This is a genomic window from Kineosporia sp. R_H_3 (assembly GCF_002198675.1).
GTDB lineage: Bacteria > Actinomycetota > Actinomycetes > Actinomycetales > Kineosporiaceae > R-H-3.
In genome coordinates this window covers 65,721-89,451 of the sequence record NZ_MWLL01000187.1, presented here as the reverse complement: position 1 = coordinate 89,451, position 23,731 = coordinate 65,721, and the positions used below count along the sequence as shown (strand labels likewise).

Below are 23,731 nucleotides of genomic sequence, written 5' to 3'. Positions count from 1 at the left end.
GAACAAGGACGTGACGACGACAGGCACGGAGCAGCCCGCACAGGCGGGGGCGGGCGCCACGGGGCCCGCCTCGGCCGACGCCCTCACGCGCAAGCAGCTGCGCGGGTCGAGCCTGCTGCTCGTCGGCAAGGCGATGGCGATGGCCGTCACCTTCGCGATCCAGGTGATGATCGTCAACCACCTGACGAAGAACGACTACGGCGCCTTCGCGTTCGCCCTCACGTTCGTCACGCTCGGCCAGACGCTCAGCTCGTTCGGGCTCGACCGCGCGGTGACGCGGTTCCTGCCGATCTACAGCGAGCGCGGCGAGTGGGGCAAGGTCTTCGGCACGCTCTTCCTCGTCTTCGGCTGCGTCGCGACGTTCGGCGCGCTCGTCGTGACCGTCGTCCACCTGACGTCGGGGACGGTCGAGTCGGGCCTGCTCGGCGGCCAGGGCGCCGACCGGGTGCTCGCCGTCCAGCTGCTGCTCGTGCTGGCGTTCATGGCCCCGATCGAGGCGCTCGACGACCTCATCGAGGGCGTCACCGCGGTGTTCGCGAGCGCCAAGGTGATCTTCTTCCGCAAGTACGTGCTCGCCCCGGCGCTGCGGCTGTCGGTCGTGCTGAGCCTCGTGCTGACGGACGGCGACGCGCACCACCTCGCGGTCGGGTACCTCGTGGCGAGCGTCCTCGGCTTCCTGATCTACGTGTCGGCGCTGCTGCGGGTGCTGCGCAAGACCGGGATCCTCGCCCGGTTCCGCCGCGGCGAGGTCGTCGTGCCGCGCCGCGAGATCCTCGGCTTCACGCTGCCCCTGCTGTCGTCCGACCTCGTCATGATCGTCATGACGACGGCCGACACCTTCCTGCTCGCCCGGTACGGCGGCACCGAGGACGTCGCCGCGTACAAGGCCGTCGTGCCGCTCGCGCTGCTCAACACGTTCGTGCTGCAGAGCTTCACGCTCCTGTTCACGCCGTCCGCGAGCCGGCTCTACGCGCGTGGCGACACCGAGGGCATCAACGCGCTGTACTGGCGGACCGCGCTGTGGGTGGCGCTGCTGACGTTCCCGGTGTTCGCCGTGACGTTCTCGCTCGCGCAGCCGGTGACGGAGCTGCTCTTCGGCGAGCGCTACGCGGCCTCGTGGACGATCCTCGCGATCCTCGCGGTGGGCTACTACTTCAACGCGGCGCTCGGGTTCAACGGGTTGACGCTCAAGGTCTACGGGCGGCTCAAGTACATCGTCGGCATCAACGTCGTGGCCGCCGCGGCGTGCGTGACGTTCAACATGCTGCTCATCCCGCGGTACGGCCCGCTCGGCGCCGCGATCGGCACGTGCGCCGCGCTCGTGCTGCACAACGTGCTCAAGCAGGCGGGCCTGCTGCTCGGCACCGGGGTCTCGCTCTTCGACGGCGGCTACCTCATGTCGTACGTGTCGATCGTGACCGGGGCCGGCCTGCTGTTCGCGCTCTCCTGGCTGCTGCCCGACGACTACGGCCTCACGAGCCCGACGATCTGGGTCACCCTCGTCGCGACCGCGGTCGTGGTCCTCGCCCTGTTCGTGCTCAACAGGCGCCGGCTGGCCGTCGACGAGACGTTCCCGGCGATCCTCAAGGTGCCGGTCCTCGGCCGGCTGCTGGCGAGCTGAGCGGCGATGGTTCTCGAGGTCACCCGCGCGGCGAGGTACGTGCCCGGCACCAACCTGCGCTCGGTGGCGACCGGGGCCAGCTGGCTCTACGCGCTGCCCACGCTCGACCTGTCCTGCGTGGTCTGCCTCGGCACCCCCGGCTCGGCCACCCTGACCGGTCTGGCCGGCCGGGCCGGTCGCGTCGTCGTCGTCGAGCCGGACACCCGTGAGCGGCGCCGGGCGACCGCCTGGGTGGGCCGGCACGCCGCCGACGGCCGGGTCGAGGTCGCCGCGACGGCGGCCGGGGTGCCGGACGGTGCCGCGGCGCTCGTCGTCCTCGGCCGGGCCGCGGCCCGCCGGGTGGCGGTGGACGGCGGCCGCGGGGCCGGGCGCCCCGACGGGCCGGTCGCGCAGCTGCGGCGGCTGCTCGCCCCGGGCGGTCTGGTCCACGCAGACCTCGGGATCGGCCCCGCGCCGCACGGGCTCGAGGCCGCCCTGGCCGGCATCACCGGCGGGGTCCGGCGCGCCTGGGTGACGCCGTCGCGCGGCGAGGTCCGGACGGCGGCCCCCGACGGGGACGACGCGGCGACGACGTTCCTCCTCGAGCAGGGGATGTCCGGCCGCTCCGTCGACCTCGCCGACCTCAAGCGCACGCTGCGCCGCCGGCTCACCGAGCGGGCCGAGGGCGCCGGCCCGCTGTCCGCGGAACCGACGATCACCCCCGTCCTCACGACGGCGGTCACGGCCGCACCGTCCCCGCCGCGGCCGCCCGGCGGGCGCCGGCTCGGCGCCCTGCGCGGTCCGGCCCAGCGATCCCTCGAGGGCGCGCAGCGGCTCGTCGACCGGGCCGAGCGCGTCGTCGTCGGCAGCGGTCCGCTTGGGCGGCTCGGACGCCGGCACACCCTCGTCGGCGCACCGGCGGACGTCCTCGGCGACGGGCCGCCGCGCTACCTCGTCGACGTCGCGGCCGCCTCGGGCGTCGACGTGCGCGGGATGCGCTGGGGGCTGGCCGCTCCGGGCGAGTACGGCAGCCGCAAGGTCCTCGTGCTGCTCTTCGGCCCGGGCCCGGACGCCCCGCTGGAGTGCGTCGTCAAGCTGACCCGGGACCCGGTGCTCAACCCCCGGCTGGACAACGAGTTCGCCGGGCTGCGGCTGCTCGCCGAGCGCGAGGTCGCGAACGTGCCGCGGGCGGTCTTCCACGGCCGGCACGCGGGCCTGACGCTGCTCGGCCAGAGCGCGATGGACGGCCGCGCCTTCGACGCCGTCACCTCGCGCGCCGCCGACTGCCCCCGGCTCCTCGACGCCGTCGACTGGGTCACCGCCCTCGGCACCCGGACGGTGGCCCGCGGCACCGCCCCGGACGCCGTCCGCGACGCCGCCGTCGACCTCACCGAGCGGTTCTGCACGCTCTACGGCTCGGACGCCGCCGAGCGCACGGCCCTGCTCGGGCACGCCGAGGCGCTGGGTGCGCAGCCGGTGCCGGTCGTCGTCCAGCACGGCGACCTCGGCACGTGGAACCTGCGCGTCGACGCGGCCGGCCGCACCGTCGTCCTCGACTGGGAGGCGATCGAGCCGGCCGGGCTGCCCCTGCTCGACCTGTTCTACCTGGTCCGGACCTTCGCCCTGCTCTCCGCCGGCCCCGGCCGCGACCACGACCGCGGCTTCCGCCGGGACCTGCTCGAGCCGGGCCCGCTGCACACGGCCCTCGCCGGGACGACCCGCCGCTACTGCGAGGCCGTCGGGGTGCCCGCCGCCGCCGTCGAGCCGCTGTTCGCGCTGACCTGGGTGCACCGCGCGGTCAAGGAGGCGACCCGGCTGCGGCCCGGCCGGCTCCAGCACGGCCAGTACGTCAACGCCCTCCGGGCGACGCTCGCCCGGCCCGAGGCCGTGCGCGCCCTCGCCGGCCGCACCGTCTCCGCCGGCTGACCCAGCCCCCCGCCCCACCGCTCATGCTCGCGGTGGGTACCGTTCCGGGCCCGTGAACAGCCCGGATCCGGTACCCGGCGCGAGCATGAGCGGACCCGGCGGCGTGGGCCGGGGGCTCAGCCCTCCTCGGCGTCCGGCGGACGGACGGCATCCGGGCCGCCGGCGAGCAGCGCGACGAAGCCGGCCTCGTCGAGGATCGGCACCCCGAGCTTCTCGGCGTTCTCCGCCTTGCTGCCGGCGTTCTCGCCGACGACGACGAAGTGCGTCTTCTTCGACACGCTGCCGGAGGCCTTGCCGCCGCGGGACAGGATCGCCTCCTTGGCGCCGTCCCGGCTGAAGCCCTCGAGCGAGCCGGTGACGACGACGGTGACGCCCTCGAGGGTGCGCGGCGTCGAGGTGTCGGCCTCGTCCTGCATGCGCACCCCGGCCGCGGCCCACCGGTCGACGACCTCGACGTGCCAGTCGACCGTGAACCAGTCCTTGATCGACTCGGCGATGACCGTGCCGACCCCGTCGACGGCCGCGAGCTCGGCGACCTCGGCCTCCCGGATCCGGGCGAGCGACCCCATCGCCTGGGCGAGCGAGCGGGCCGCGCTCGGCCCGACGTGCCGGATCGACAGCGCGACGAGCACCCGCCACAGCGGGCGGGTCTTCGCCTCCTCGAGGTTGGCGAGCAGCTTGGCGCCGTTCGCGCTCAGCCCGCCGTCCTTGCGGGTGTACTGCGGCACCCCGAGCAGCTTCTCGGCGTCGAGGTCGAACAGGCTGCCCTCGTCGGCCAGGACGCCGGACTGCAGCAGGGCGACGGCACCCTCGTAGCCGAGCGCCTCGATGTCGAACGCCCCGCGGCCGGCGAGGTGGAACAGCCGCTCGCGCAGCTGCGCCGGGCACGTGCGGGCGTTCGGGCAGCGGATGTCGGCATCGCCCTCCTTCTCGTACGCCAGCTCCGTGCCGCACTCGGGGCAGTGCGTCGGCATGACGAACTCGCGCTCGCTGCCGTCGCGGGCCTCGACGACCGGGCCGACGATCTCCGGGATGACGTCGCCGGCCTTGCGCAGCACGACGGTGTCCCCGATGAGCACGCCCTTGCGCCGGACCTCGCTCGCGTTGTGCAGCGTCGCGTTCTCCACCGTCGAGCCGGAGACGAGGACCGGCTCCATGACCCCGTAAGGCGTGACCCGGCCCGTGCGGCCGACCCCGACCCGGATGTCGAGGAGGCGGGTGTTGACCTCCTCCGGCGGGTACTTGTAGGCGATCGCCCAGCGCGGCGCCCGGCTCGTCGAGCCGAGCCGGCGCTGCAGGCCGACGTCGTCGACCTTGACGACGACGCCGTCGATCTCGTGCACCTGGTCGTGCCGGTGCTCCCCCGTGCTCGTGACGTACCCGACGACCTCGTCGACGGTCCGCACGACGCGGTAGGAGTCGCTCGTCGGCAGCCCCCAGGCGCGCAGCAGGTCGTAGGCGTGCGACTGGCTGAGGATGTCGAAGCCGCGGCGGGCCCCGATGCCGTGCACGAGCATCCGCAGCGGCCGGGTCGCGGTGACCCGCGGGTCCTTCTGCCGCAGCGAGCCGGCGGCGGCGTTGCGCGGGTTCGCGAACGGCGCCCGGCCGGCCTCGACGAGGCTCGCGTTGAGGTCGGCGAACGCCGCCGTCGGGAAGAAGATCTCACCGCGCACCTCGACGAGCTCGGGGTGCGGCACCTCCCCCGCGGAGAGCACCTGCGGGACGCCCTCGATCGTGCGGACGTTGAGGGTGACGTCCTCCCCCGTGCGCCCGTCGCCCCGGGTCGCAGCCCGCACCAGCCGGCCGTTCTCGTAGAGCAGGTTGATCGCCAGGCCGTCGATCTTCAGCTCGCACAGCCACGCCGGCTGCTCGCCCTCGGGGAGCCCGCAGGCCCGGATCGCCCGGTCCGCCCAGGCCCGGAGCTCGTCGGCGCTGAACGCGTTGTCGAGGCTGAGCATCCGCTCGAGGTGGTCGACCGGCTCGAACTCCGTCGACCACGTGCCGCCGACGTTCTGGGTCGGCGAGTCCGGCGTCCGCAGGCCCGGGTGCGCCGTCTCCAGCGCCTCCAGCTCGCGCAGCAGCGCGTCGTACTCGGCGTCCGAGACCGTCGGGGCGTCGCGGACGTAGTACGCGAACTGGTGCCCGCGGATCTGCTCGGCGAGGTCGGCCCACCGGTGGCGCGCGTCGTCCGGCACGGGCGCCTGTAGCGCCGCGGCCGCACCCGCCGGGACCGCCTCCGCCGCGACGTCGCTGTCTTCGCTCACCTGGCTCACGGGCGTCATCCTGCCCGATGCCGGGGACAGTCTCAGGTCGGCGCCCGGACGGCCGATCAGGATGCGCCGCGGCCGGGCCGATCATCGATCGGTGAGCACGTTCACGACACGCCTCGACAAGGTCGTCGACGCCCTGGGCGCCACCGCGCACGGCCTCGGCTGGGCGCTCTACCTGGCCGAGTGCGTCGTGAGCGCGCTCGCCGTCCTCGCCGGGGTCGTGGTCGCCGCCCGGTGGACGCCGTGGGGCTGGACGCTCGCGGCACTCGCCGCCGGGTGGCTCGTCGGGCTCCTGCGGCACTGGTGGAAGCCGCTCGTCTACGGGCCGGTCTTCTACTGGTCCTGGTACTGATACGGGCGGGCAGGCCCGCTCAGCCCCGGCGCGGCTCGCCGCGGTAGGTGCCGAAGGACCAGAAGTTGCCCTCCGGGTCGGCGTAGGCGACCTCGCGGGAGCCGTAGTCGGTCTCCCGCGGCCCGTACAGCGTCTTCGCGCCGGCCGCCGTCGCCCGCGCGTGGAGCGCGTCGACGTCGTCGGTGACGACGTAGACGCCGGCGGTCCCGGGCGGCCGCGACCAGTCGTCGTCCGCCCCGCGGTCGCCCGCGGAGCCGAGCATGACCCCGCCGCCCGCCGGCCAGGTGAGCTGGGCGTGGAAGACCTGGTCGCCGTCCGCGAAGACCGCGGTCTCCTCGAAGCCGAAGGCCGTCACGAGGAAGGCGATCGCGGCCCGGGCGTCGGTGCAGCGCAGGGTCGGCCAGACGGTGGGGGCAGGGGCAGGGTTCGTGGCTTCGTCCGTGGCTTCGCTCATGGCCTCAGCCTGCCGGGTCGCCGGGGTGCGGCACTTGGACGTTTCGGAGCTCCTCGGCGAGCCACACGGACGGCGCGCAGCCGGCGAGCGCGCGGAACTCGCGGTCCAGGTGCGGCTGGTCGTAGTAGCCGTGCGCGACGGCGGCGTCGGCGAGGCGGGGCGCGCCGGCACCGCCCGCGGCGCCGGCCTGCAGGGCCCGGCGGACCCGGTCGAACCGGACGACGCGCGCCGCCTGCTTCGGCGACAGGCCGACGTCCAGCCCGAACCGGTGCGCGAGGTGGCGGGGCGTCCAGCCGACCGCCGCGGCGAGCGCGGCGACGTCCGTCCGGCCGCCCGACGCCTGGAGCAGCCGCCACGCGTGCCGGACCTGCCGCGGCGGCAGCGGGTCGCGCGGGCCGGCCGCGAGCCGGCGCAGCAGCGCGGCGTCGAGGGCGGCGAACCGCGCGGCCCACGTGCGCGGCCCGCGGACGGCGTCGAGCAGGTCGCCCGCGCCGGCCCGGCCCACGACGGCGTCGACGTCCAGGTCCCGCATGGCGAGCTCGCCGGCCGGCAGCCCGAGCAGCGCCCGGGCGCCGAACGGGGTGAGCGCCACCTGCACGCCCGACTGCCGGCCGTCGTGCCGGATCGTCGCCGGCGCCGTGTGCAGCCCGCCGACGAGGGCGTCGAACCGGGCGCCGGGCTGCGCCGGGTCCGGGTGCGCGGCCATGTCGAGCGGGTCGTCGAGGGTGAGGATCATCGTCAGGTGCGGCGACGGCAGCCCGCGGTGCAGGGCCGGGGCGACGCCGCGCTCGCGGTACCCGGCGTAGTGGGCGACGAACGGGCGCAGCGCCGGGTGCGGCAGGGCCGCCGCCCCCTCGCTGACCGGCTCGTCCACCGCACCACTGTGCCCGGTCGCGGGCTGCGACGTCACCCCCGCGGCGCGGTGTCACCCCGCGGCGCGGGGTCCGGCGTGCGGCCGGCCCCGCCCGGGACGACGAGGCCGCACTCGTAGGCGAGGACGACGGCCTGCACCCGGTCGCGCAGCCCGAGCTTGGCGAGCACCCGGCCGACGTGCGTCTTGACCGTCTCCTCGCCGACGACGAGCCGGGCCGCGATCTCGGCGTTCGACAGCCCTTCGGCGACGAGCACGAGCACCTCCCGCTCGCGCGGCGTGAGCACGTCGAGCACGGCGGGCACCGGCCGGGCCGGGGAGCCGCCGGGCCCGGGCAGCGCGGCGAACGCGGCGACCAGCCGGCGGGTCACCGACGGCGCGAGCAGCGCCTCGCCGGCCGCGACCACCCGGACCGCCTCGACGAGCGCGGCCGGCGTGCAGTCCTTGAGCAGGAACCCGCTCGCGCCGGCCCGCAGCCCGGCGAAGACGTACTCGTCGAGGTCGAACGTGGTGAGCACGAGCACCCGCGGCGCCCTGGCGGCCCCCTCCGCCGCCGGGTCGCCACCGGTGATCCGGCGGGTCGCCTCGATGCCGTCGAGGACCGGCATCCGGACGTCCATGAGGACGACGTCGGGCAGCAGCCGGCGGGCGGCGTCGACCGCCTGCTCGCCGTCCGCGGCGTCGCCGACGACCTCGATCCCCTCGTGCGCGGCGAGGATTGCCGCGAAGCCGACCCGGACGACCGGCTGGTCGTCGACGACGAGCACCCGGATCACGCGGGCACCCCGCCCGGACGTCGCAGCGGCAGCAGGGCGACGACGACGAACCAGCCGTCCGCCGGCCCCGCGGTGAAGGTCCCGCCGACCGCGTCGACCCGCTCCCGCAGCCCGACCAGCCCCAGCCCCGGGCGGCCGTCGCCGACGGAGCCGGTCGACGGTGTGGTCGGCAGCGGCGTCGAGACCGCGACCCGCAGCGTCCCGTCGTCCGTCGTGAGGCTCACCGTGACCTCCTGGCCCGGCGCGTGCCGCCGGGCGTTGCTCAGCGCCTCGCGGACCACGGCGTGCGCCGCGATCCCGGTGGCGGCGGGGACGTCCGCGACCTCGACGAGCCGCTCGAGGGCGGCCGGGTCGAAGGCGACCCGGGCCCCTGCCCACCGGGCCGCGGCGACGAGCCCGGCGACGTCGGCCAGGGTCGGCTGCGGTGCCCGCTCGGCCTCCGTGCCGTCGGGGCGGCCGAGCACCCCGAGGACGTCCCGGAGCTCGTCGAGCGCGCGGCGGGACGTGGTCGCGATCTCGCCGAAGGCGTCCCGGGCGGCGTCCGGCAGGTCCGGGACGACGTACGGCGCCGACTCCGCCCGGACCGTGACCAGCGAGACGTGGTGCGCGACGACGTCGTGCAGCTCACGGGCGATCCGGCTCCGCTCCGCGGTCGCCGCCTCCCGGCTCACGGCGAGCCCGAGCCGGTCCCGGTCGGCGAGCCACCGGGTGACCAGCCACGCCCCCGTGACCGCGAGGAGGGGCAGCACGACGGCGACCGGCAGCCCCTGGGCCAGCACCGCCCGGAGCGCCTCTGCCGGGCCGAACCCGACGTCGTCCAGCAGGCGGGACTGCAGGTTCAGGTCCCTCAGCATCCCGGCGGTCTCGTCGGCGGTGGCCAGCGCCGCGGTGACGGCCGTGGCGGCGGCAAGGACGGGCGCCGCCCGCCGGAACGCGGCGCCGGTCCCGGCCGCGGCGCCCGGCCGGGCGGTCAGGGCACGGGCGAGCACGAACAGCGACGCCGTGGTGGTCGCCGTGAGGGTGGGCAGGGACAGGAGCGAGTCGTACAGGGCGAACCCGACGAGCAGCCCGTGCGCCGCGGCGGCGACGGTGAAGCCTGCCCGGGGGAACCACGGCGACAGCGCCGAGGCCGCCAGGGTGACGCAGAGCAGCACGAGCGCGAGCACGGTGCCGGTGGCCGACAGCAGGACCTGCTGGTCGGTCGACAGCCCCAGCCACGGACCGGAGAACAGCGAGGCGTACCGCAGGGCGGTGACCCCGACGACGCACGCGACGACGAGGGCCTCGGGCGGGGAGACGACCGGCGACCGCCCGAGGAAGGTCCGGGCGGGCGCCGCCTCCGGGACCGGACGCCGCGGCACCGCGAGGCCCACGAGCACCGCGAGCAGCCCGGGCACCGCGTACAGCCAGGCCGTGTCCGGCGCGCCGGGCAGCGGGATCTCCAGGTCGTCCCACTGGTTCGTCGCCGGCAGCAGCGCGCCGAGACCGAACAGCGCGACGAGCGTGCCGAGGCCGGCCGCTCCCCCGCGGCGGTCGGTCCGGGCGACGAGGACGAAGGCCCAGACGGCAGCCAGGTAGGTGCCCGCCGGGACGACCGCGGTCGCGGCGCTCACCGCCAGCCCGGCGGCCGCCAGACCGAGCGCGGGGCGCGGCGCCCAGCCGGCGAGACCGAGCGCCGAGCAGGCCAGCACGAGCCCGGCGACCCGCAGCGGTGCGACCGGGAGGCTCTGGACCTTGGCTGCGATCCCGACCGTGACGACGAGCAGGACGAAGGCGCCGACGCCGGCGCGGGCGGTGGCGCGGGCCGGCAGCCGCCGGTGCAGACGGCTGCGCCACCCGCCGTCTGGCGGGCGCACGGGAGCGCTCTGCACGCTCCCCGGCAGGGGTCCGGTCCCGGCGGTGGCCACAGCAGACGATGTCATGATCCTCAGCCTCCCTGCGGCGACCACCGGGCGTCGTCACCCGTGCCGGGGATCTTCCGGGTAGCCCCGGGGAGGGACGGGACCCGGACCACGACGCAACGACAACCGCCCTCGTGGGCCCTTCCGTACCGCTGGAGCGGGGTCGTGGTCGCGCTGCGGCGCGGATCCGGGGGCCCGGAACGGACGACCGGCCCGCCCCGGGTGCGGGACGGGCCGGTCAGGTGCCGGGTCACGGGGATGTTCCCGGCACCGGTCTCAGGCGGGCGGCTGCCTCTGCGACGGCGCGGGGCCGCCGGCGTCGCCCTGCTGCGGTGCGACGAACCCGGGTTGCACGGACTGGACCGGCTGGGCCGGCTGGGCCGGCGGCTGCGGTGCGTACTGCTGGACCGGCTGCTGCGGGTACTGCGGGCCGGCCGGGGGCTGCGGTGCGTACTGCTGGCCGACCGGCTGCGGGTACTGCTGCGGCGCGTACTGCTGCTGGGGTTGCTGCGGCTGGGCGTACTGCGGCTGCTGGTACTGCGGCTGCTCGTACTGCGGCTGGGCGTGCGCCGGGTACTGCGGCTGCTGGTACTGCGGCTGGACCGGTTGCTGCTGGGCAGGTTGCTGCTGGACCGGTTGCTGCTGCGGGTACTGCGGCTGGGCGTAGGGCTGCGCGGGCTGCTGGTACTGCGCCCCGGCCTGCGCGTACTGCTGCGCCTGCGGCGCGTACCCCTGCCCTGCCCCCACGAGCTGCTGCTGAGCCGCCTGGACCGGCGCCTGCCCGATCTCGCCGCCACCGCCGCGGCCCGTGCGACCCCGGCGGAGCAGCAGCAGGAGCACCACGACGCCCACCACGACGACGAGACCGACGGCCCCGACCACGAGGAGCATCCCCATCCCGCTCGGCGTCCGGTCCTGGCCGGAGCTGATCGCCGTCTGCGACTTGGTGACGAACTCCTGCGCGTACGGGTGGCCCGGGTACAGGTTCGCGACCTGCTGGAACTGGGGCAGCGCCCGCTCGTAGTAGTGCTGGTAGTACGACTCGAGCGCGGTGTTGTAGAGCGTCGTCGTGTCGCTCGCCGTGGGCTTGATGTTGCTCTGGTTGAGCTTCTCGGTGACGACGCTGATCGGCAGCACCCACTGCTGGCCCTCGACCGTCTGCCCGGTGCCCGGGTCGATCGAGCCCGCCACGAGGATGCCGACGACGTCGCCCGCCTCGTCCATGACCGGGCCGCCGCTGTTGCCGTGCCCGGCGGGCGCCTGGGTCTGGAAGTACGGCACCCCGGCGGTGTTCGACTTCACCGCGCTGATCGGGCCCTCGGTGACCGCCGGCTGCACCTCGGAGTCGGCGGACATCCCGGCGTAGAACGTGGACGCACCGGTGTACCCGGCGACGTAGAGCGTCGAGCCCGCGGTGACGTCGGCGTCCTTCCCGACGGGCAGCGTCGGCAGGTGGGTCTGGCCGTCGACCTTGAGGACGGCGACGTCCTTGCCCGGGTACGCCTCGCCCTTGGAGATGACCTCGACCGGCACGCCCTTCTGGCCCTTGCCGAAGCCCGGCAGCGCGACGCCGATCTGGGCGCTCAGCTGCTGCTGGACGCCGCCGAGCTCGAGGTACTTGGCGTCCCAGGCCTCGATGCCCTTGGCGAGCTTGGCGACCTGCTTGTCGGTGAACTGCATGCCGCCGCCGGACTGCAGCTCCTTGACGTCCTGCTCGACGAAGGTATCGAGCGCGGACGCCGCGAACGCCCGGACCAGCTCGTCCTGCGGGGTGTCGACGACGTGCGCCGCGGTGACCATGTAGCCGTCGGGCGTGACGACCCACCCGGTGCCGACGTAGCCGACCGAGGCCTTCGTCGTCCGCATCGTCTTGCTGGGCTTGAAGTAGGTCGTCGTGTTCTCGGCGATCTCGTCGACGAGCGCGTCGACGACGGCCGCCTCCGTGCTGTCGACGGCCCCGACGAGGACCTGGGTCTCGAGCCGGCTGACGAGCCGCTGCAGCGCGACCTCGTCGACGACGACCTCGGGGACGGCGACCTCGGCGGTGTAGTAGTTCGAGATGAGCTGGATCCCCGGGTAGGCCCGGTCCGCGATCCGCGTGGACTGCTTGACGCCGGGTGCCTTCTCGGTGGCCGAGGCGGGTGCCACGGTGCCGAGGAGCACCGTGGCGGCGACCGCGGCCACGGCGGCGGCGCGCCGTCGGCGGTGAGGGGTTCGATGTCCGGACACGGTGCGCTCCTGCTCTCCGGACCGGATGCGCACCGAGGGCCCCGCGCGTCACGCCGGTCGGCCGTCGTGGTAGCGCGAGCGTACGGACGCCGCGGCGTCTTTCGTTGCCGTGCAACGGTTTTGTGGTGCTACCACCACCCCTGCCGGAGCCCGGCGGCGGCGCATGCACCCGGGTGCACCCCGGGGCTGTAGTGCCACCACCACCATTCGGCGACGGACGGTCGGCCGGGTCAGTCCGCGGCGGCGCGCTCCGCGAGGGCGGCCGCGGCGTCGCGCAGCCGGGCGATCGTCGCGCGGGCCGCGGCCGGGGTCGTCCCGGCGAGCCCGCACGCGGGGGTGAGGACGACGGACGCCGCGTGCTCCGCCCCGAGGCCGATCCGGCGCCAGCGGGTCCACACGACGTCGGCGAGGGCACCTGCGGACGACGCCGGGGCGGTGAGGTCGGCGCCGGCGCCGACGACGCCGGCCCACAGCGCGGTGCCGTGGTCGACGGCCTCGCCGAGCACCTCCCAGCCGGCCAGACCGAGCCGCGGCAGGTCGATCGCGAGCGCGTCCGCGGCGGTCCGGACGAGGACGGCGAGCGGCACGTCGTCGGCGCAGCAGTGCAGGGCGGTCGCCGTGGCCCCCGCGCCGACCGCGGCGGCGAGGACGACGTCGAGCGCCTCGACGGCGGTGCTCTCCTCGACGGCGCGCAGCCGGCCGAAGCCGCTCGCGGTCGGGAGCCGCCCGAGCAGGACGGCGGGCAGCGACGGCTCGTCGACCTGGACGACGACGTCGGCCCCCGGGACGAGCCGGCGCACCTCGGCGACGTGCCGGGCCACGCCCTCGGCGAGGCTCGCGGTGATGTCGCGGGCGGCACCCGGGTCGACGACGGCCCGTTCGAGGCGCTGCAGGTGGAGCGACGCGGCGAGCGTCCACGGGCCGGCGACCTGGACCTTGAGCGGCCCCACGTACCCGTCGGCGACCTCGGCGAGGACGTCGAGGTCCTCCCGGAGGTAGCCCTGGGCGCGGCTCAGGTCCCGGCCGGGGTGGTCGACGAGCCGCCAGCCGGACGGCTGCAGGTCCACGGGCATGTCCACGAGCAGGACGGCGCCGCGGCCGATGATCTCCGAACCGGGCCCGCGACCGGGCAGCTCGGGCAGGTACGGCAGGTGCGGCGGCTCGCCGAGCTCGCCGAACGTCGTCCGCATCGTGTCCAGGACGTCGCCGCCCGGCCAGCTCCCGATCCCCGTCGCCCGCCCGGGCACCGCATCCAGCACGCTGCGAGCCTATGCGCTCCGCGACCCGCCCGCCGACCGCCGAAATGTCGTGGCACGCCGGGGCAGGGACGGGGACCATCGGGGGATGCCACCGGTCGACCCCGCCCCGGCCCCCGCCGTGGAGCTCCCGCACGTGCCCGAACCGTTCACGACGCGCCCGCTCGACCTCGCCGACGACGCGGACGCCGACGCCGTCCGCGACGTCGTCCGGGCCTTCGACGCCGCGTACGTCCGGCACCCGAGCGACCCGCCGGAGGCGGCGCTGGAGTACCTGCGCGGCGTCGTCGAGGACGGCGGGACCGCGGTCGCGGTCGAGGAGCCGGGTGCGGGGGACGCCGGCCCGGGCGGGCGGGTCGTCGCCCTGGCCGCGCTGGAGGTCAGCGACCGCGCGGAGGACGGCGCCAAGGACCCCGAGCTGTTCGTCGAGGTGTTCGTCCGCCCCGACCGGGCCGGGCGGCTCGAGACCGACCTGCTCGGCTGGGGGCTGCGCGCGGCCCGGTCCTGGCTCGCGGCCGACGGCCGGGCCGCGGCGCGGGTCGAGACCGGCGTCGAGCGCGAGGACGAGGCGCTCGGCGCGGGCGCCCGCGACCACGGGTTCACCCGGGAGCGCACCTTCTGGCGGATGGAGCGCGCCCTCGGCGCGGGCACGGCGCACCCGCCCGCCGCTCCCCCGGGCGTCGTCGTCCGGCAGGCGCAGGGCCGGGCCGACCACGAGACCGCGCACCGCCTGCGGGAGGCCTCGTTCGTCGAGCACTGGGGGCACCGGCCGCGGACCTTCGACGAGTGGTGGACCCGGCTCACCCGCTCGGTCGGGGCCGACCTCGACCAGTGGTGGCTCGCCGACCTCGACGGCGAGCCCGTCGGCTTCTGCGTCGGCGAGACCCGCGGCGTCGACGGCGACGCCGGCGGCTACGTCCGCTCGCTCGGGGTGCTGCCGGCGGCGCGCGGTCGCGGCGTCGCCCGGCACCTGCTCCGGGTCGCCTTCGCCGAGCACACCCGGCGCGGCTGGGCCTGGAGCCAGCTCACGGTCGACTCCGAGAACAGCACCGGTGCGACGGACCTCTACCGCTCCGTCGGCATGGAGCCGGTCGAGGTCATCGACGCGTACGCCACCCGGGTCGTGCGCGGGTGACGGGCGGCGGCCGGCTGCCGGCGCTGCCCACCGGGTACACCGCCCGGACGCCGCACCCCGTGGCGGACGCCGGCGCGCTGCGCGCCGTCCTGCTCGGGTTCGCCGCGACGTACGGGGCACCGCGCTCCCAGCCGCCCGACCAGGTGCTCGCCCGGCTCGGCACCACGGCGGCGGACGGCGGCGGCACCGTCCTCGTCGAGCGCACGAACGGCGGGACCGCGGAGCCGGCCGCCGTGGCGTGGGTCGAGGTCCGGGACACCGCGCACGACGCCGACCGGGAGCCGAAGCTCGGTCTCGACGTCCGGGTGGCACCGGCGCACACCGGGCTGCTCGAGGCGGCGCTCGTGACCTGGTGCCTCGACCGTGCACGGGACTGGCGGGCGACCGACGGCAGGCCGGCCGTCCGGGTCGAGACCGACCCGCACCGCGAGGACCTCGCGACGACCGCGGCCCTGGCCGCCGCCGGCCTCGCTCACGACCGCACCTACTGGCGGATGGAGCGCCCGCTCACCGCCGCCGACGCGGGCCCGACCACGGTGGCACCGCCGGGCGTCGTCGTGCGTCGGGTCGGCGACGACGCGGGGCGGCGGCACGTCCACCGGATGTGGCTCACGTCGTTCGCCGACCACCACGGCTTCGAGCCGCTGGACTTCGACGAGTGGTGGGCACGGTGGGAGCGGCGCGGCGGCGCCGACCTCACGCAGTGGTGGGTCGCCGACCTCGACGGCGTGCCCGTCGGGCACTGCATCGGGGACGCCCGTCTCGCCGGCCTGGGCGGCGGCTACGTGCGCTCGCTCGGCGTCGACCCGGCCGCACGGGGCCGCGGCATCGCCCGGCACCTGCTCGGGCTCGCGTTCGCCGAGCACGTCCGGCGGGGCTGGACCTTCACCCAGCTCTTCGTCGACGCCGGCAACGGGACCGGGGCGACGCACCTCTACCGGTCGGCGGGGATGGTGCCGGTCGAGGTCAAGGACGAGTACGCCGTCCGGATCGTCGCCGAGCCGACGACCCGCGTGCCGTCGTAGAGCGCGAGCGTCTGACCCGGTGCCACCCCGGAGAGCGGCCGCCCGAGCCGGACGACGACGGCGCCGTCGAGGGACGTCACGACGCACGGCACCTCCTCGCCGTGCGCCCGCACCTGCGCCCCGAGCCGCTGCCCGACGGCGGGCGCCGGTCCGCACCACGTCACGCCGTCCGCGACGACCTCGTCGACGTCGAGCGCGGCGCGCGGGCCGACGGTCACGGTGTTCGAGACCGGCTCGACCGAGAGCACGTAGCGCGGCCGGCCGTCCGGGGCGGGCCGCCCGAGACGCAGCCCGTGCCGCTGGCCCACCGTGTACGCGTAGGCGCCCTCGTGCTCGCCGACGACGGCGCCGTCGGTGTCGACGACCGGCCCCGGCCGGACGCCGAGCCGCGCGCCGAGCCAGGCCTTCGTGTCGCCGTCCGCGACGAAGCAGATGTCGTGCGAGTCGGGCTTGTCGGCGACGAGCAGGCCGCGGCGGGCCGCCTCGGCGCGGACGTCGTCCTTGACCGTGTCGCCGAGCGGGAAGAGCGCGTGCGCGAGCCGCTCCGGCGGCAGCACGGCGAGCACGTAGGACTGGTCCTTGCCCGGGTCGGCGGCGCGGTGCAGGGCGGGAGCACCGCCGGGGGCGTCGGCCTCGATCCGCGCGTAGTGCCCGGTGCAGACGGCGTCGAAGCCGAGCGCGAGCGCCTTGTCGAGGAGCGCGGAGAACTTGATCCGCTCGTTGCAGCGCACGCACGGGTTCGGGGTGCGGCCGGCGGCGTACTCGGCGACGAAGTCCTCGACGACGTCCGCCTCGAACCGCTCGGAGAGGTCCCACACGTAGAACGGGATGCCCAGGACGTCGGCGGCCCGGCGGGCGTCGTCCGCGTCCTCGACGGTGCAGCAGCCGCGGGCGCCGGTGCGCTGCGTCGCGGGCTCGCGGGCGAGCGCGAGGTGCACCCCGACGACCTCGTGACCGGCCTCGACGGCGCGGGCGGCGGCCACGGCGGAGTCGACGCCGCCGCTCATCGCGGCGAGCACGCGCACGGCCGTCACGCCCTGGCCCGGGCGGACGACAGCCCGGCCCGGCGGGCGCGCTGCACGACGGGCCCGATCGCGTCGGCGAGCGCCGCGACGTCGTCCGCGGTCGACGTCCAGCCCAGCGAGAACCGCAGGGCGCCGCGCGCGTCGTGCAGCGGCACCCCCATCGCGAGGAGCACGTGGCTCGGCTTGGGGACGCCGGCCTGGCAGGCGGACCCGACCGAGCACTCGACGCCGCGCGCGTCGAGCAGGTAGAGCAGCGAGTCGCCCTCGCACCCGGGGAAGGTGAAGTGGGCGTTGCCGGGCAGCCGGCCGGCCGGGTCGGGGTCGCCGCGCAGGACGGCGTCCGGCACCGCGTCGAGGACGGCGGCGACGAGGTCGTCCCGCAGGTCCGCGACGCGCACCGCCTCGGCCTCCCGGGCGGCGACGGCCCGCGCCGCCGCGACGGACAGTGCCCGGACGGCGGGCGCGTCGATCGTCCCGGACCGCGCCCCGCGCTCCTGGCCGCCGCCGTGGAGCACCGGCGTGAGGTCGAGCCCGCGCCGCGCGACGAGGGCACCGGCGCCGACCGGGCCGCCGACCTTGTGCCCGCTCACGGTGAGGCAGTCCACACCGGACGCCGCGAAGTCGAGCGGCAGCCAGCCGACGGCCTGGACGGCGTCGGTGTGCACCGGGACGCCGTGCTCGCGAGCCACCCCGGCGACCTCGGCGACCGGCTGCACCGTGCCGACCTCGTTGTTGGCCCACATGACGCTGACGAGCGCGACGTCGTCCGCGCGCGCGGCGAGCACCGGCCGCAGCGCGTCGACGTCGACCCGGCCGACGGCGTCCACGGGCAGGTAGACCGCCTCGGCGCCCTCGTGCTCCACGAGCCACTCGACGGGGTCGATGACGGCGTGGTGCTCGACGGCCGTCGTCACGACGACCGGACGGCGCCGGGCCGTCTGCCGGGCCCAGTACAGGCCCTTGACGGCGAGGTTGTCGGCCTCGGTGCCGCCCGCGGTGAGGACGACCTCGCTCGGGCTGGACCCGAGCGCCGCGGCGAGCCGCTCCCGGGCCTCCTCGACGGTCCGGCGGGCCCGCCGGCCGCTCGTGTGCAGGGAGGAGGCGTTGCCGGGGCTCGCGAGCTCGTCGACCAGCGCCTCGAGCGCCTCCGGACGCATCGGCGTGGTCGCCGCGTGGTCCAGGTAGGCGGTCACGACGGGTGAGTCTAGTTCGGGTGCGCGAAAGGGGCCGGTCCGCGGTGGACCGGCCCCCTTCGCAGCACTTCCGGCCGCGCTCAGCCCTTGCGCTTGGTGACCTCGTCGGTCGCCTGCGGGAGGACGGCGAACAGGTCGCCGACGACACCGAAGTCGGCGAGCTCGAAGATCGGCGCCTCCGGGTCCTTGTTGATCGCGACGATCGTCTTCGAGGTCTGCATGCCGGCCCGGTGCTGGATCGCACCGGAGATCCCGCACGCCACGTACAGCTGCGGGGAGACCTGCTTGCCGGTCTGCCCGACCTGGTTGGAGTGCGGGTACCAGCCCGAGTCCACCGCGGCCCGGCTGGCGCCGACGGCGGCACCGAGCGAGTCGGCGAACGCCTCGACCTTGGAGAAGTCGCCGTTCGTGCCGCGGCCGCCGGAGACGACGATCGCGGCCTCGGTGAGGTCCGGGCGGCCCGACTTGGCCTTGGCCTTGCGCTCGACGACCCTGACCGCCTTCGCGAGGTCCGACAGCTCCACGGCGACCGCGGTGGCCTCCGGGACGCTCCCGCCGGCGACCGGCTGCGGCTCGACCGCGTTCGGCTTCACCGTGACGACCGGCAGCCCCTTGGTCACCGTCGCGTCGACCGCGAACCCGCCGGCGAACGCGGCCTGGGTCGTCGCGACCCCGCCGCCCTCGCCCGCGCGGACGTCGATCGCGTCGGTGATGAGCCCGGAGTCGAGCTTGAGCGCGAGCCGGGCCGCGACCTCCTTGCCCTCGGCGCTGCTCGGGATGAGCACCGCGGCGAGCGCGGAGGCGCCACCGGCGGCCTCGACGACGGCCGCGAGGGCCTCGGCCTTGGCGAGCACGAGGTAGTCGTTCACGGACGCGTCGACCGTGTACACGGCGGTCGCGCCGAACTCGGCGAGCGCGCCCGCGGCGTTCTCGTAGCCGTTGCCGACGAACACCGCCGCCGGCTCACCGAGCCGGGCCGCCAGCGTCAGCAGCTCGCTCGTCGTCTTGCGCACCGCACCGTCGACGTGGTCGACGAGCACCAGAACCTGTGCCATGTCAGATCTCTCCTTCGTCCCAGGCTCTCGTCAGACCAGCTTGGCGCCGGCGAGGAACTCCACCAGCTTCGCGCCGCCGTCACCCTCGTCCGTCACGACCGTGCCGGCCGCGCGCGGCGGGCGCTGCGTGACCCCGGCGACCGACGTCCACGCCGCCCCCAGACCCACCTCGTCGGCGCTCACGCCCAGGTCGGCCAGGGACAAGGTCGTCACGGGCTTCTTCTTCGCCGCCATGATCCCCTTGAACGACGGGTACCGCGGCTCGTTGATCTGGTCGGTCACCGACACCAGTGCCGGCAGCGCCGCCTCGACGACCTCGGTGAACGCGTCACCGTCCCGCTCGATGACGACCTTCGCGCCCGGCCCGTCACCCTCGATCGACAGCGACCCGGCGAACGTCACCTGCGGCAGCCCGAGCCGGTCGGCGACCAGCGCCGGCACCACGCTCATGCCCGCGTCCGTGGACGCCATCCCGGTGATCACGACGTCGTACTCGAGCGTCGCGATCGCCTTCGCGAGCACCAGGCTCGTCGCGAACGCGTCCGACCCGTGCAGCGCGTCGTCCACGACGTGGACCCCGGCGTCCGCACCCATCTGCAGCGACTTGCGCACCGCGTCGCTCGCGCCGTCCGGGCCCACCGTCACCACGGTGACCGTCGACCCGTCGTTCGCCTCCGACAGCTTGAGCGCCTCCTCGACCGCGTACTCGTCGAGCTCCGACAGCAGCCCGTCGACCCCGGCCCGGTCCACCGTGCCGTCACCGGCGAACCGACGGTCGCCCTGGGCGTCCGGCACGTGCTTCACACAGACGACGATCTTCATGCTCCTGCCCGACCTCCTGGCTCAACGGCCGCCTGGCGGCGGACCGACGTCTCGTCACGGCGGACCGGCGTCCGCGCAGACCTGACTATTGTTACCGACGAGTAGCTCCCGCTTCGACCCGAACGCTGTGACCCACGGCACGCATCCACCCGCACGGCGCAGCCTTTCCCGCCGCCACGGACCGGACGCCTCCCAGTGTCTCAGCGGCCCTCGAACACGGCCTTCCCGGGACCGCTCTCGACGAACGACGTCATGCCGATCTCCCGGTCGCGCGTCGCGAAGAGCCCCGCGAACTGCTGCCGCTCGATCTCGAGGCCGGTCGCGAGGTCGACGTCGAGCCCGTGGTCGATCGCCTCCTTCGCGGCCCGCAGCGCGAACGCCGGCCCGCCGACGTAGCGCGCGACCCGGGCCCGGGCCGCGGCGTACACGTCGCCGTCCGGGACCACCTCGTCGGCGAGACCGATCGCGAGCGCCTCGACGGCCTCGACGAAGCGGCCGGAGAAGATGAGGTCCTTCGCGCGGGCCGGGCCGACGAGCCGGGACAGCCGCTGGGTGCCGCCGGCGCCGGGGATGATCCCGAGCAGGATCTCCGGCTGGCCGAGCTTCGCCGACTCCCCCACGACCCGGAAGTCGCAGCACAGCGCGAGCTCGCAGCCGCCGCCGAGGGCGTAGCCGGTGATCGCCGCCACCGTCGGCTTGGGGATCGTGGCGACCGCGGTGAAGGCCGACTGCAGCGCACCCGAGCGCGCGACCATGTCGGTGTACGACATGGCCTGCATCTCCTTGATGTCGGCCCCGGCCGCGAAGACCCGCTCCCCCCCGTAGACGACGACGGCGGCGATCGCGGGGTTCGCGCCCGCGAGCCCGGCGGCCGTGCGGATCTCCTCCTGCATCGCCGCGTCGAGGGCGTTCATCTTCGGCCGGTCGAGCCGGATCGTCCCGATGCCGCCCTCGACCTCCAGCCGGACGAGATCGCCCGACCACACGGTCGACGGGCCCTGCTCCGAACCCTGGTCGCTCACAGCCTCGTCGCTCACAGCATCGTCCGTCCGTCTCGCGTCGTCGCGGTCCCGGCGAGCCTACCGACGGCCCTCCACGGCCGCCGCCGGCATCGTGCGACGTAGGTCACTCGCCGGTCGTGCCGGTCATCTCCCGCAGCGTCGCGTGCCAGGTCTGCACCGAGCCGAGGACCGCGTCGATCGTCGCGCCGAGCAGCGAGCGCAGGTCGAGCCCCTCGCTGACGACGAGGTCGACGGCGACGACGAGCCGGCCGTCGTGGACGGTGGTCTTCACGAGGTTGAGCGCACCCGTGACGGCGTTCGCGGCGCGCAGCCGGTCGAGCTCGTCACCGGGGACGTCGTCCCCGACGAGCCACTGCCCGAAGACCCGCATGAGCGGCGGCTGGGTGTCGATGCAGCGGACGAAGACCTGCTGGCCCTGGGCCTTGAACGCGACGTCGCCGTCCTCGTCGATCGACGGGCGGAAGCCCTCGTCGAGGAGCGCGTCGAGCACGCGGCCGCGCAGCGGGTGCTCGTCCATGGGCGGCGGGAAGCTGGGCAGGGACGTCGGGTCGCTCACGCCCCCAACCTATCGCCGACACGCGTGAGGGCGACGCGGCGGCGCAGTCGTCGGGGCGTTCCGGCAGACTGCGCACGTGCCGACGCCACACGCCCGCCTCCACCGCCTCGGGGTCCACCCCCGCGGCGGCGGGGTCGACGTGGCCGTCGTCGCGCTCCACGCGGAGGCGGTCGAGCTGTGCCTCGTCGACCGCTCCGACGCCGGTCCGGGGGCCCCGCCCGCCGTCACCGAGCGCCGGGTCTCCCTGACCGGGACGACCCACGGCGTGTGGCACGCGTTCGTCCCGGACGTCCCCGTCGGCACCCGGTACGGGCTGCGGGTGCACGGCCGCTGGGAGCCCGCCCGCGGGCACCGGCACAACCCGGCCAAGCTCCTGCTCGACCCGTACGCCCGCGTCGTCGACGGCCCGCTGCGGCTCGTGCCGGAGCTGTTCGGCCACACCGTCGGCGCGACCCTCGAGGGCGAGCCGGACGTCGCCGACCCGCGCGACTCCGCGCCGTACGCGCCGCTCGGCGTCGTCGGCCCGAACCCCTTCGACTGGGGCGGCGACGCCCCGCCCGGGGTGCCGTGGGCCGACACCGTCGTCTACGAGGCGCACGTCCGCGGGCTGACCCGGCTGCTGCCCGGCGTCCCCGAGCACCTGCGCGGCACGTACGCCGGCCTCGCGCACCCGGCGACGGTCGAGCACCTGCGCTCGCTCGGGGTGACGACGCTCGAGCTGCTGCCCGTGCACGCGATCGGCGACGAGCCCCAGCTCGCCCGGCGCGGCCTGCCGAACTACTGGGGCTACTCGACGCTCGGCTTCTTCGCGCCGCACCCGGGCTACGCCGCCGCGAAGGACCCGCTCGACGTCGTCGACGAGTTCAAGGGCATGGTCCGGCTGCTCCACGAGGCGGGCATCGAGGTCGTCCTCGACGTCGTCTACAACCACACGTGCGAGGCCGGCAACGACGGGCCGAGCCTGTCGTTCCGCGGCCTCGACCACGCGACGTACTACCGCCTCGACGGCCACGGCGCGCACGTCGACACCACCGGCTGCGGCAACAGCCTCGACTTCCGGGAGCCGCGCGTCGTCCAGCTCACGCTGGACTCGCTGCGGTACTGGCTCCAGGAGATGCACGTCGACGGCTTCCGGTTCGACCTCGCGACGACGCTCGCGCGCGGGCGCGAGGGCTACGACCCGGACCACCCCTTCCTCGTCGCCGCGCGGGCCGACCCGGTCGTCGGCGCGGCCAAGCTCATCGCGGAGCCCTGGGACGTCGGCCCGCACGGCTGGCGGACCGGCCAGTTCCCGCCGCCGTTCGCGGAGTGGAACGACCGCTTCCGGGACAGCGTGCGCGACTTCTGGCTGACCGGCGGCCGGCGGGTCGCCCAGGGCCAGTCCGGCGGCGGCGTCCGCGACCTCGCGACCCGGCTCGCCGGCTCGGCGGACGTCTTCTCGGCGGGTCGTGGCCCGCTGGCGTCGCTGAACTTCGTCACCGCCCACGACGGCTTCACGCTGCACGACGCGACGGCCTACGACGTCAAGCACAACCTCGGCAACGGCGAGGACGACCGGGACGGCGCGTCCGACAACCGGTCGTGGAACCACGGCGTCGAGGGCGCGACCGACGACCCCGCGGTCCTCGCCGCCCGCCGCCGCGCGGCCCGCAACCTGCTCGGCACGCTGCTGCTCGCCACGGGCGTCCCGATGATCGTGGCCGGCGACGAGCTCGGCCGCACCCAGGGCGGCAACAACAACCCGTACTGCCAGGACAACGAGATCTCCTGGGTCGACTGGCGCCTCGCCGGCTGGCAGGAGGACCTGCTCGCGACGACCCGGCACCTGCTCGCCCTGCGCCGCGAGTACCCGGTGCTGCGCCAGGACCGGTTCTTCGCCGGCCGGCCGGTGCACGCCTGGGGCACCAAGGACCTCGCCTGGTTCGCCGCGGACGGCACCGAGATGGAGCACGAGCGCTGGCACGACCCCGACCAGCGGGTGCTCCTCATGTACCTGCACGCCGTCGTCCCCGACGGCTTCGGCGAGCACACCGACGGCTCGCTGCTCGTCGTCGTCCAGGGCGCCCCCGAACCGGTCGACGTCGTCCTCCCGGGCCGGCCCTGGGCCCGCCGCTACCGCCTGCTGTGGGACAGCGCGACCGAGCGCCCGCAGCCGGCGGCCGAGCAGGGCGCGGAGGTCCTCGGCGGCAGCACGGTCACCGTCGGCGCGAGCAGCATGCGGGTCTACGCCTCGCACCGCCACCTGCGCCAGGGCTGAGGCCCC

Annotated in this window: 19 protein-coding genes; 6 read left to right on the top strand and 13 right to left on the bottom strand. The window is 75.7% G+C overall.

Translation table 11 applies throughout. From position 1 onward, the window contains the following. The first annotated feature begins 10 nt into the window (after positions 1-10). Positions 11-1,621, top strand: a complete 1,611-nt coding sequence (locus ECOMGDLI_RS21495; protein ID WP_088318900.1) for a flippase — start codon at positions 11-13, stop codon at positions 1,619-1,621. Between the two features lie 6 nt (positions 1,622-1,627). Continuing rightward, the gene (locus ECOMGDLI_RS21490; RefSeq protein ID WP_088318899.1) at positions 1,628-3,526 is read left to right on the top strand and encodes a phosphotransferase; all 1,899 of its coding nucleotides are present in this window, start codon (positions 1,628-1,630) and stop codon (positions 3,524-3,526) included. Between the two features lie 116 nt (positions 3,527-3,642). Here the strand turns inward: ECOMGDLI_RS21490 and ligA are convergent, their stop codons facing one another. Further along, positions 3,643-5,790 carry an NAD-dependent DNA ligase LigA gene (gene ligA / locus ECOMGDLI_RS21485; RefSeq protein ID WP_369812779.1) on the bottom strand — a complete coding sequence of 716 codons (2,148 nt, stop codon included), beginning with the start codon at positions 5,788-5,790 and terminating at the stop codon, positions 3,643-3,645. A gap of 100 nt (positions 5,791-5,890) precedes the next feature. On the opposite strand from ligA, the gene ECOMGDLI_RS21480 reads away from it, so the two are divergent. Then, positions 5,891-6,148: a hypothetical protein gene (locus tag ECOMGDLI_RS21480; RefSeq protein WP_088289570.1), complete on the top strand. Its 258-nt coding sequence runs from the start codon at positions 5,891-5,893 to the stop codon at positions 6,146-6,148. A 19-nt stretch (positions 6,149-6,167) separates the two neighbouring features. On the opposite strand, the gene ECOMGDLI_RS21475 is transcribed toward ECOMGDLI_RS21480, so the two are convergent. The 6 genes from ECOMGDLI_RS21475 to ECOMGDLI_RS21450 form a co-directional block, all read right to left on the bottom strand. Further along, a complete protein-coding gene (locus ECOMGDLI_RS21475) occupies positions 6,168-6,602 on the bottom strand; it encodes a VOC family protein (protein ID WP_088318897.1) in 435 nt (144 codons plus the stop codon). 4 nt (positions 6,603-6,606) lie between these two features. Next, positions 6,607-7,476: an AraC family transcriptional regulator gene (locus tag ECOMGDLI_RS21470; RefSeq protein ID WP_088318896.1), complete on the bottom strand. Its 870-nt coding sequence runs from the start codon at positions 7,474-7,476 to the stop codon at positions 6,607-6,609. A 32-nt stretch (positions 7,477-7,508) separates the two neighbouring features. Further along, positions 7,509-8,249 carry a response regulator transcription factor gene (locus ECOMGDLI_RS21465; protein ID WP_088318895.1) on the bottom strand — a complete coding sequence of 247 codons (741 nt, stop codon included), beginning with the start codon at positions 8,247-8,249 and terminating at the stop codon, positions 7,509-7,511. Then, the gene (locus ECOMGDLI_RS21460; RefSeq protein ID WP_158221098.1) at positions 8,246-10,105 is read right to left on the bottom strand and encodes a sensor histidine kinase; all 1,860 of its coding nucleotides are present in this window, start codon (positions 10,103-10,105) and stop codon (positions 8,246-8,248) included. Before ECOMGDLI_RS21460 ends, ECOMGDLI_RS21465 begins: the two co-directional genes overlap by 4 nt. A 321-nt stretch (positions 10,106-10,426) precedes the next feature. Continuing rightward, positions 10,427-12,379 carry a serine protease gene (locus tag ECOMGDLI_RS21455; protein ID WP_143447833.1) on the bottom strand — a complete coding sequence of 651 codons (1,953 nt, stop codon included), beginning with the start codon at positions 12,377-12,379 and terminating at the stop codon, positions 10,427-10,429. 230 nt (positions 12,380-12,609) lie between these two features. Next, positions 12,610-13,638: a methionine synthase gene (locus ECOMGDLI_RS21450; protein WP_198955070.1), complete on the bottom strand. Its 1,029-nt coding sequence runs from the start codon at positions 13,636-13,638 to the stop codon at positions 12,610-12,612. Between the two features lie 85 nt (positions 13,639-13,723). Here ECOMGDLI_RS21450 and ECOMGDLI_RS21445 point away from each other — a divergent pair, with 85 nt between their 5' ends. Both ECOMGDLI_RS21445 and ECOMGDLI_RS21440 read left to right on the top strand, forming a co-directional pair. Further along, on the top strand, positions 13,724-14,770 hold the full coding sequence (locus tag ECOMGDLI_RS21445) for a GNAT family N-acetyltransferase (protein WP_088318892.1): 1,047 nt from the start codon (positions 13,724-13,726) through the stop codon (positions 14,768-14,770). Further along, the gene (locus tag ECOMGDLI_RS21440) at positions 14,767-15,795 is read left to right on the top strand and encodes a GNAT family N-acetyltransferase (RefSeq protein ID WP_088318891.1); all 1,029 of its coding nucleotides are present in this window, start codon (positions 14,767-14,769) and stop codon (positions 15,793-15,795) included. Before ECOMGDLI_RS21445 ends, ECOMGDLI_RS21440 begins: the two co-directional genes overlap by 4 nt. On the opposite strand, the gene mnmA is transcribed toward ECOMGDLI_RS21440, so the two are convergent. The 6 genes from mnmA to ECOMGDLI_RS21410 all read right to left on the bottom strand — a co-directional run bounded on the left by mnmA (position 15,705) and on the right by ECOMGDLI_RS21410 (position 21,468). Continuing rightward, positions 15,705-16,820 (bottom strand): tRNA 2-thiouridine(34) synthase MnmA, encoded by a 1,116-nt coding sequence (gene mnmA, locus ECOMGDLI_RS21435; protein ID WP_369812778.1) that lies wholly within the window; start codon positions 16,818-16,820, stop codon positions 15,705-15,707. The genes ECOMGDLI_RS21440 and mnmA overlap by 91 nt on opposite strands. A 5-nt stretch (positions 16,821-16,825) precedes the next feature. After that, complete coding sequence (locus ECOMGDLI_RS21430; protein WP_369812777.1) at positions 16,826-17,977, bottom strand: cysteine desulfurase family protein; 1,152 nt, start codon at positions 17,975-17,977, stop codon at positions 16,826-16,828. Positions 17,978-18,093: 116 nt separating this feature from the next. Next, complete coding sequence (locus ECOMGDLI_RS21425) at positions 18,094-19,068, bottom strand: electron transfer flavoprotein subunit alpha/FixB family protein (protein ID WP_088318889.1); 975 nt, start codon at positions 19,066-19,068, stop codon at positions 18,094-18,096. 30 nt (positions 19,069-19,098) lie between these two features. Next, complete coding sequence (locus ECOMGDLI_RS21420; protein WP_088318888.1) at positions 19,099-19,890, bottom strand: electron transfer flavoprotein subunit beta/FixA family protein; 792 nt, start codon at positions 19,888-19,890, stop codon at positions 19,099-19,101. A gap of 200 nt (positions 19,891-20,090) precedes the next feature. Next, positions 20,091-20,876, bottom strand: a complete 786-nt coding sequence (locus ECOMGDLI_RS21415; protein WP_369812776.1) for an enoyl-CoA hydratase/isomerase family protein — start codon at positions 20,874-20,876, stop codon at positions 20,091-20,093. A 139-nt stretch (positions 20,877-21,015) separates the two neighbouring features. Continuing rightward, positions 21,016-21,468: a hypothetical protein gene (locus ECOMGDLI_RS21410; RefSeq protein WP_088281961.1), complete on the bottom strand. Its 453-nt coding sequence runs from the start codon at positions 21,466-21,468 to the stop codon at positions 21,016-21,018. Positions 21,469-21,544: 76 nt separating this feature from the next. On the opposite strand from ECOMGDLI_RS21410, the gene glgX reads away from it, so the two are divergent. Then, positions 21,545-23,725, top strand: coding sequence for a glycogen debranching protein GlgX (gene glgX / locus ECOMGDLI_RS21405; RefSeq protein WP_088318887.1), 2,181 nt, complete (start codon positions 21,545-21,547; stop codon positions 23,723-23,725). The last annotated feature ends 6 nt before the right edge of the window (positions 23,726-23,731 follow it).

What these genes read in the sequence shown, in the direction of transcription:
- ECOMGDLI_RS21490 (WP_088318899.1), top strand. Translation starts at nt 1,628, where the DNA reads ATGGTTCTCGAGGTCACCCGCGCGGCGAGGTACGTGCCCGGCACCAAC.
- ECOMGDLI_RS21475 (WP_088318897.1), bottom strand. Translation starts at nt 6,602, where the DNA reads ATGAGCGAAGCCACGGACGAAGCCACGAACCCTGCCCCTGCCCCCACC.
- ECOMGDLI_RS21445 (WP_088318892.1), top strand. Translation starts at nt 13,724, where the DNA reads ATGCCACCGGTCGACCCCGCCCCGGCCCCCGCCGTGGAGCTCCCGCAC.
- ECOMGDLI_RS21430 (WP_369812777.1), bottom strand. Translation starts at nt 17,977, where the DNA reads ATGCGTCCGGAGGCGCTCGAGGCGCTGGTCGACGAGCTCGCGAGCCCC.
- ECOMGDLI_RS21425 (WP_088318889.1), bottom strand. Translation starts at nt 19,068, where the DNA reads ATGGCACAGGTTCTGGTGCTCGTCGACCACGTCGACGGTGCGGTGCGC.
- ECOMGDLI_RS21420 (WP_088318888.1), bottom strand. Translation starts at nt 19,890, where the DNA reads ATGAAGATCGTCGTCTGTGTGAAGCACGTGCCGGACGCCCAGGGCGAC.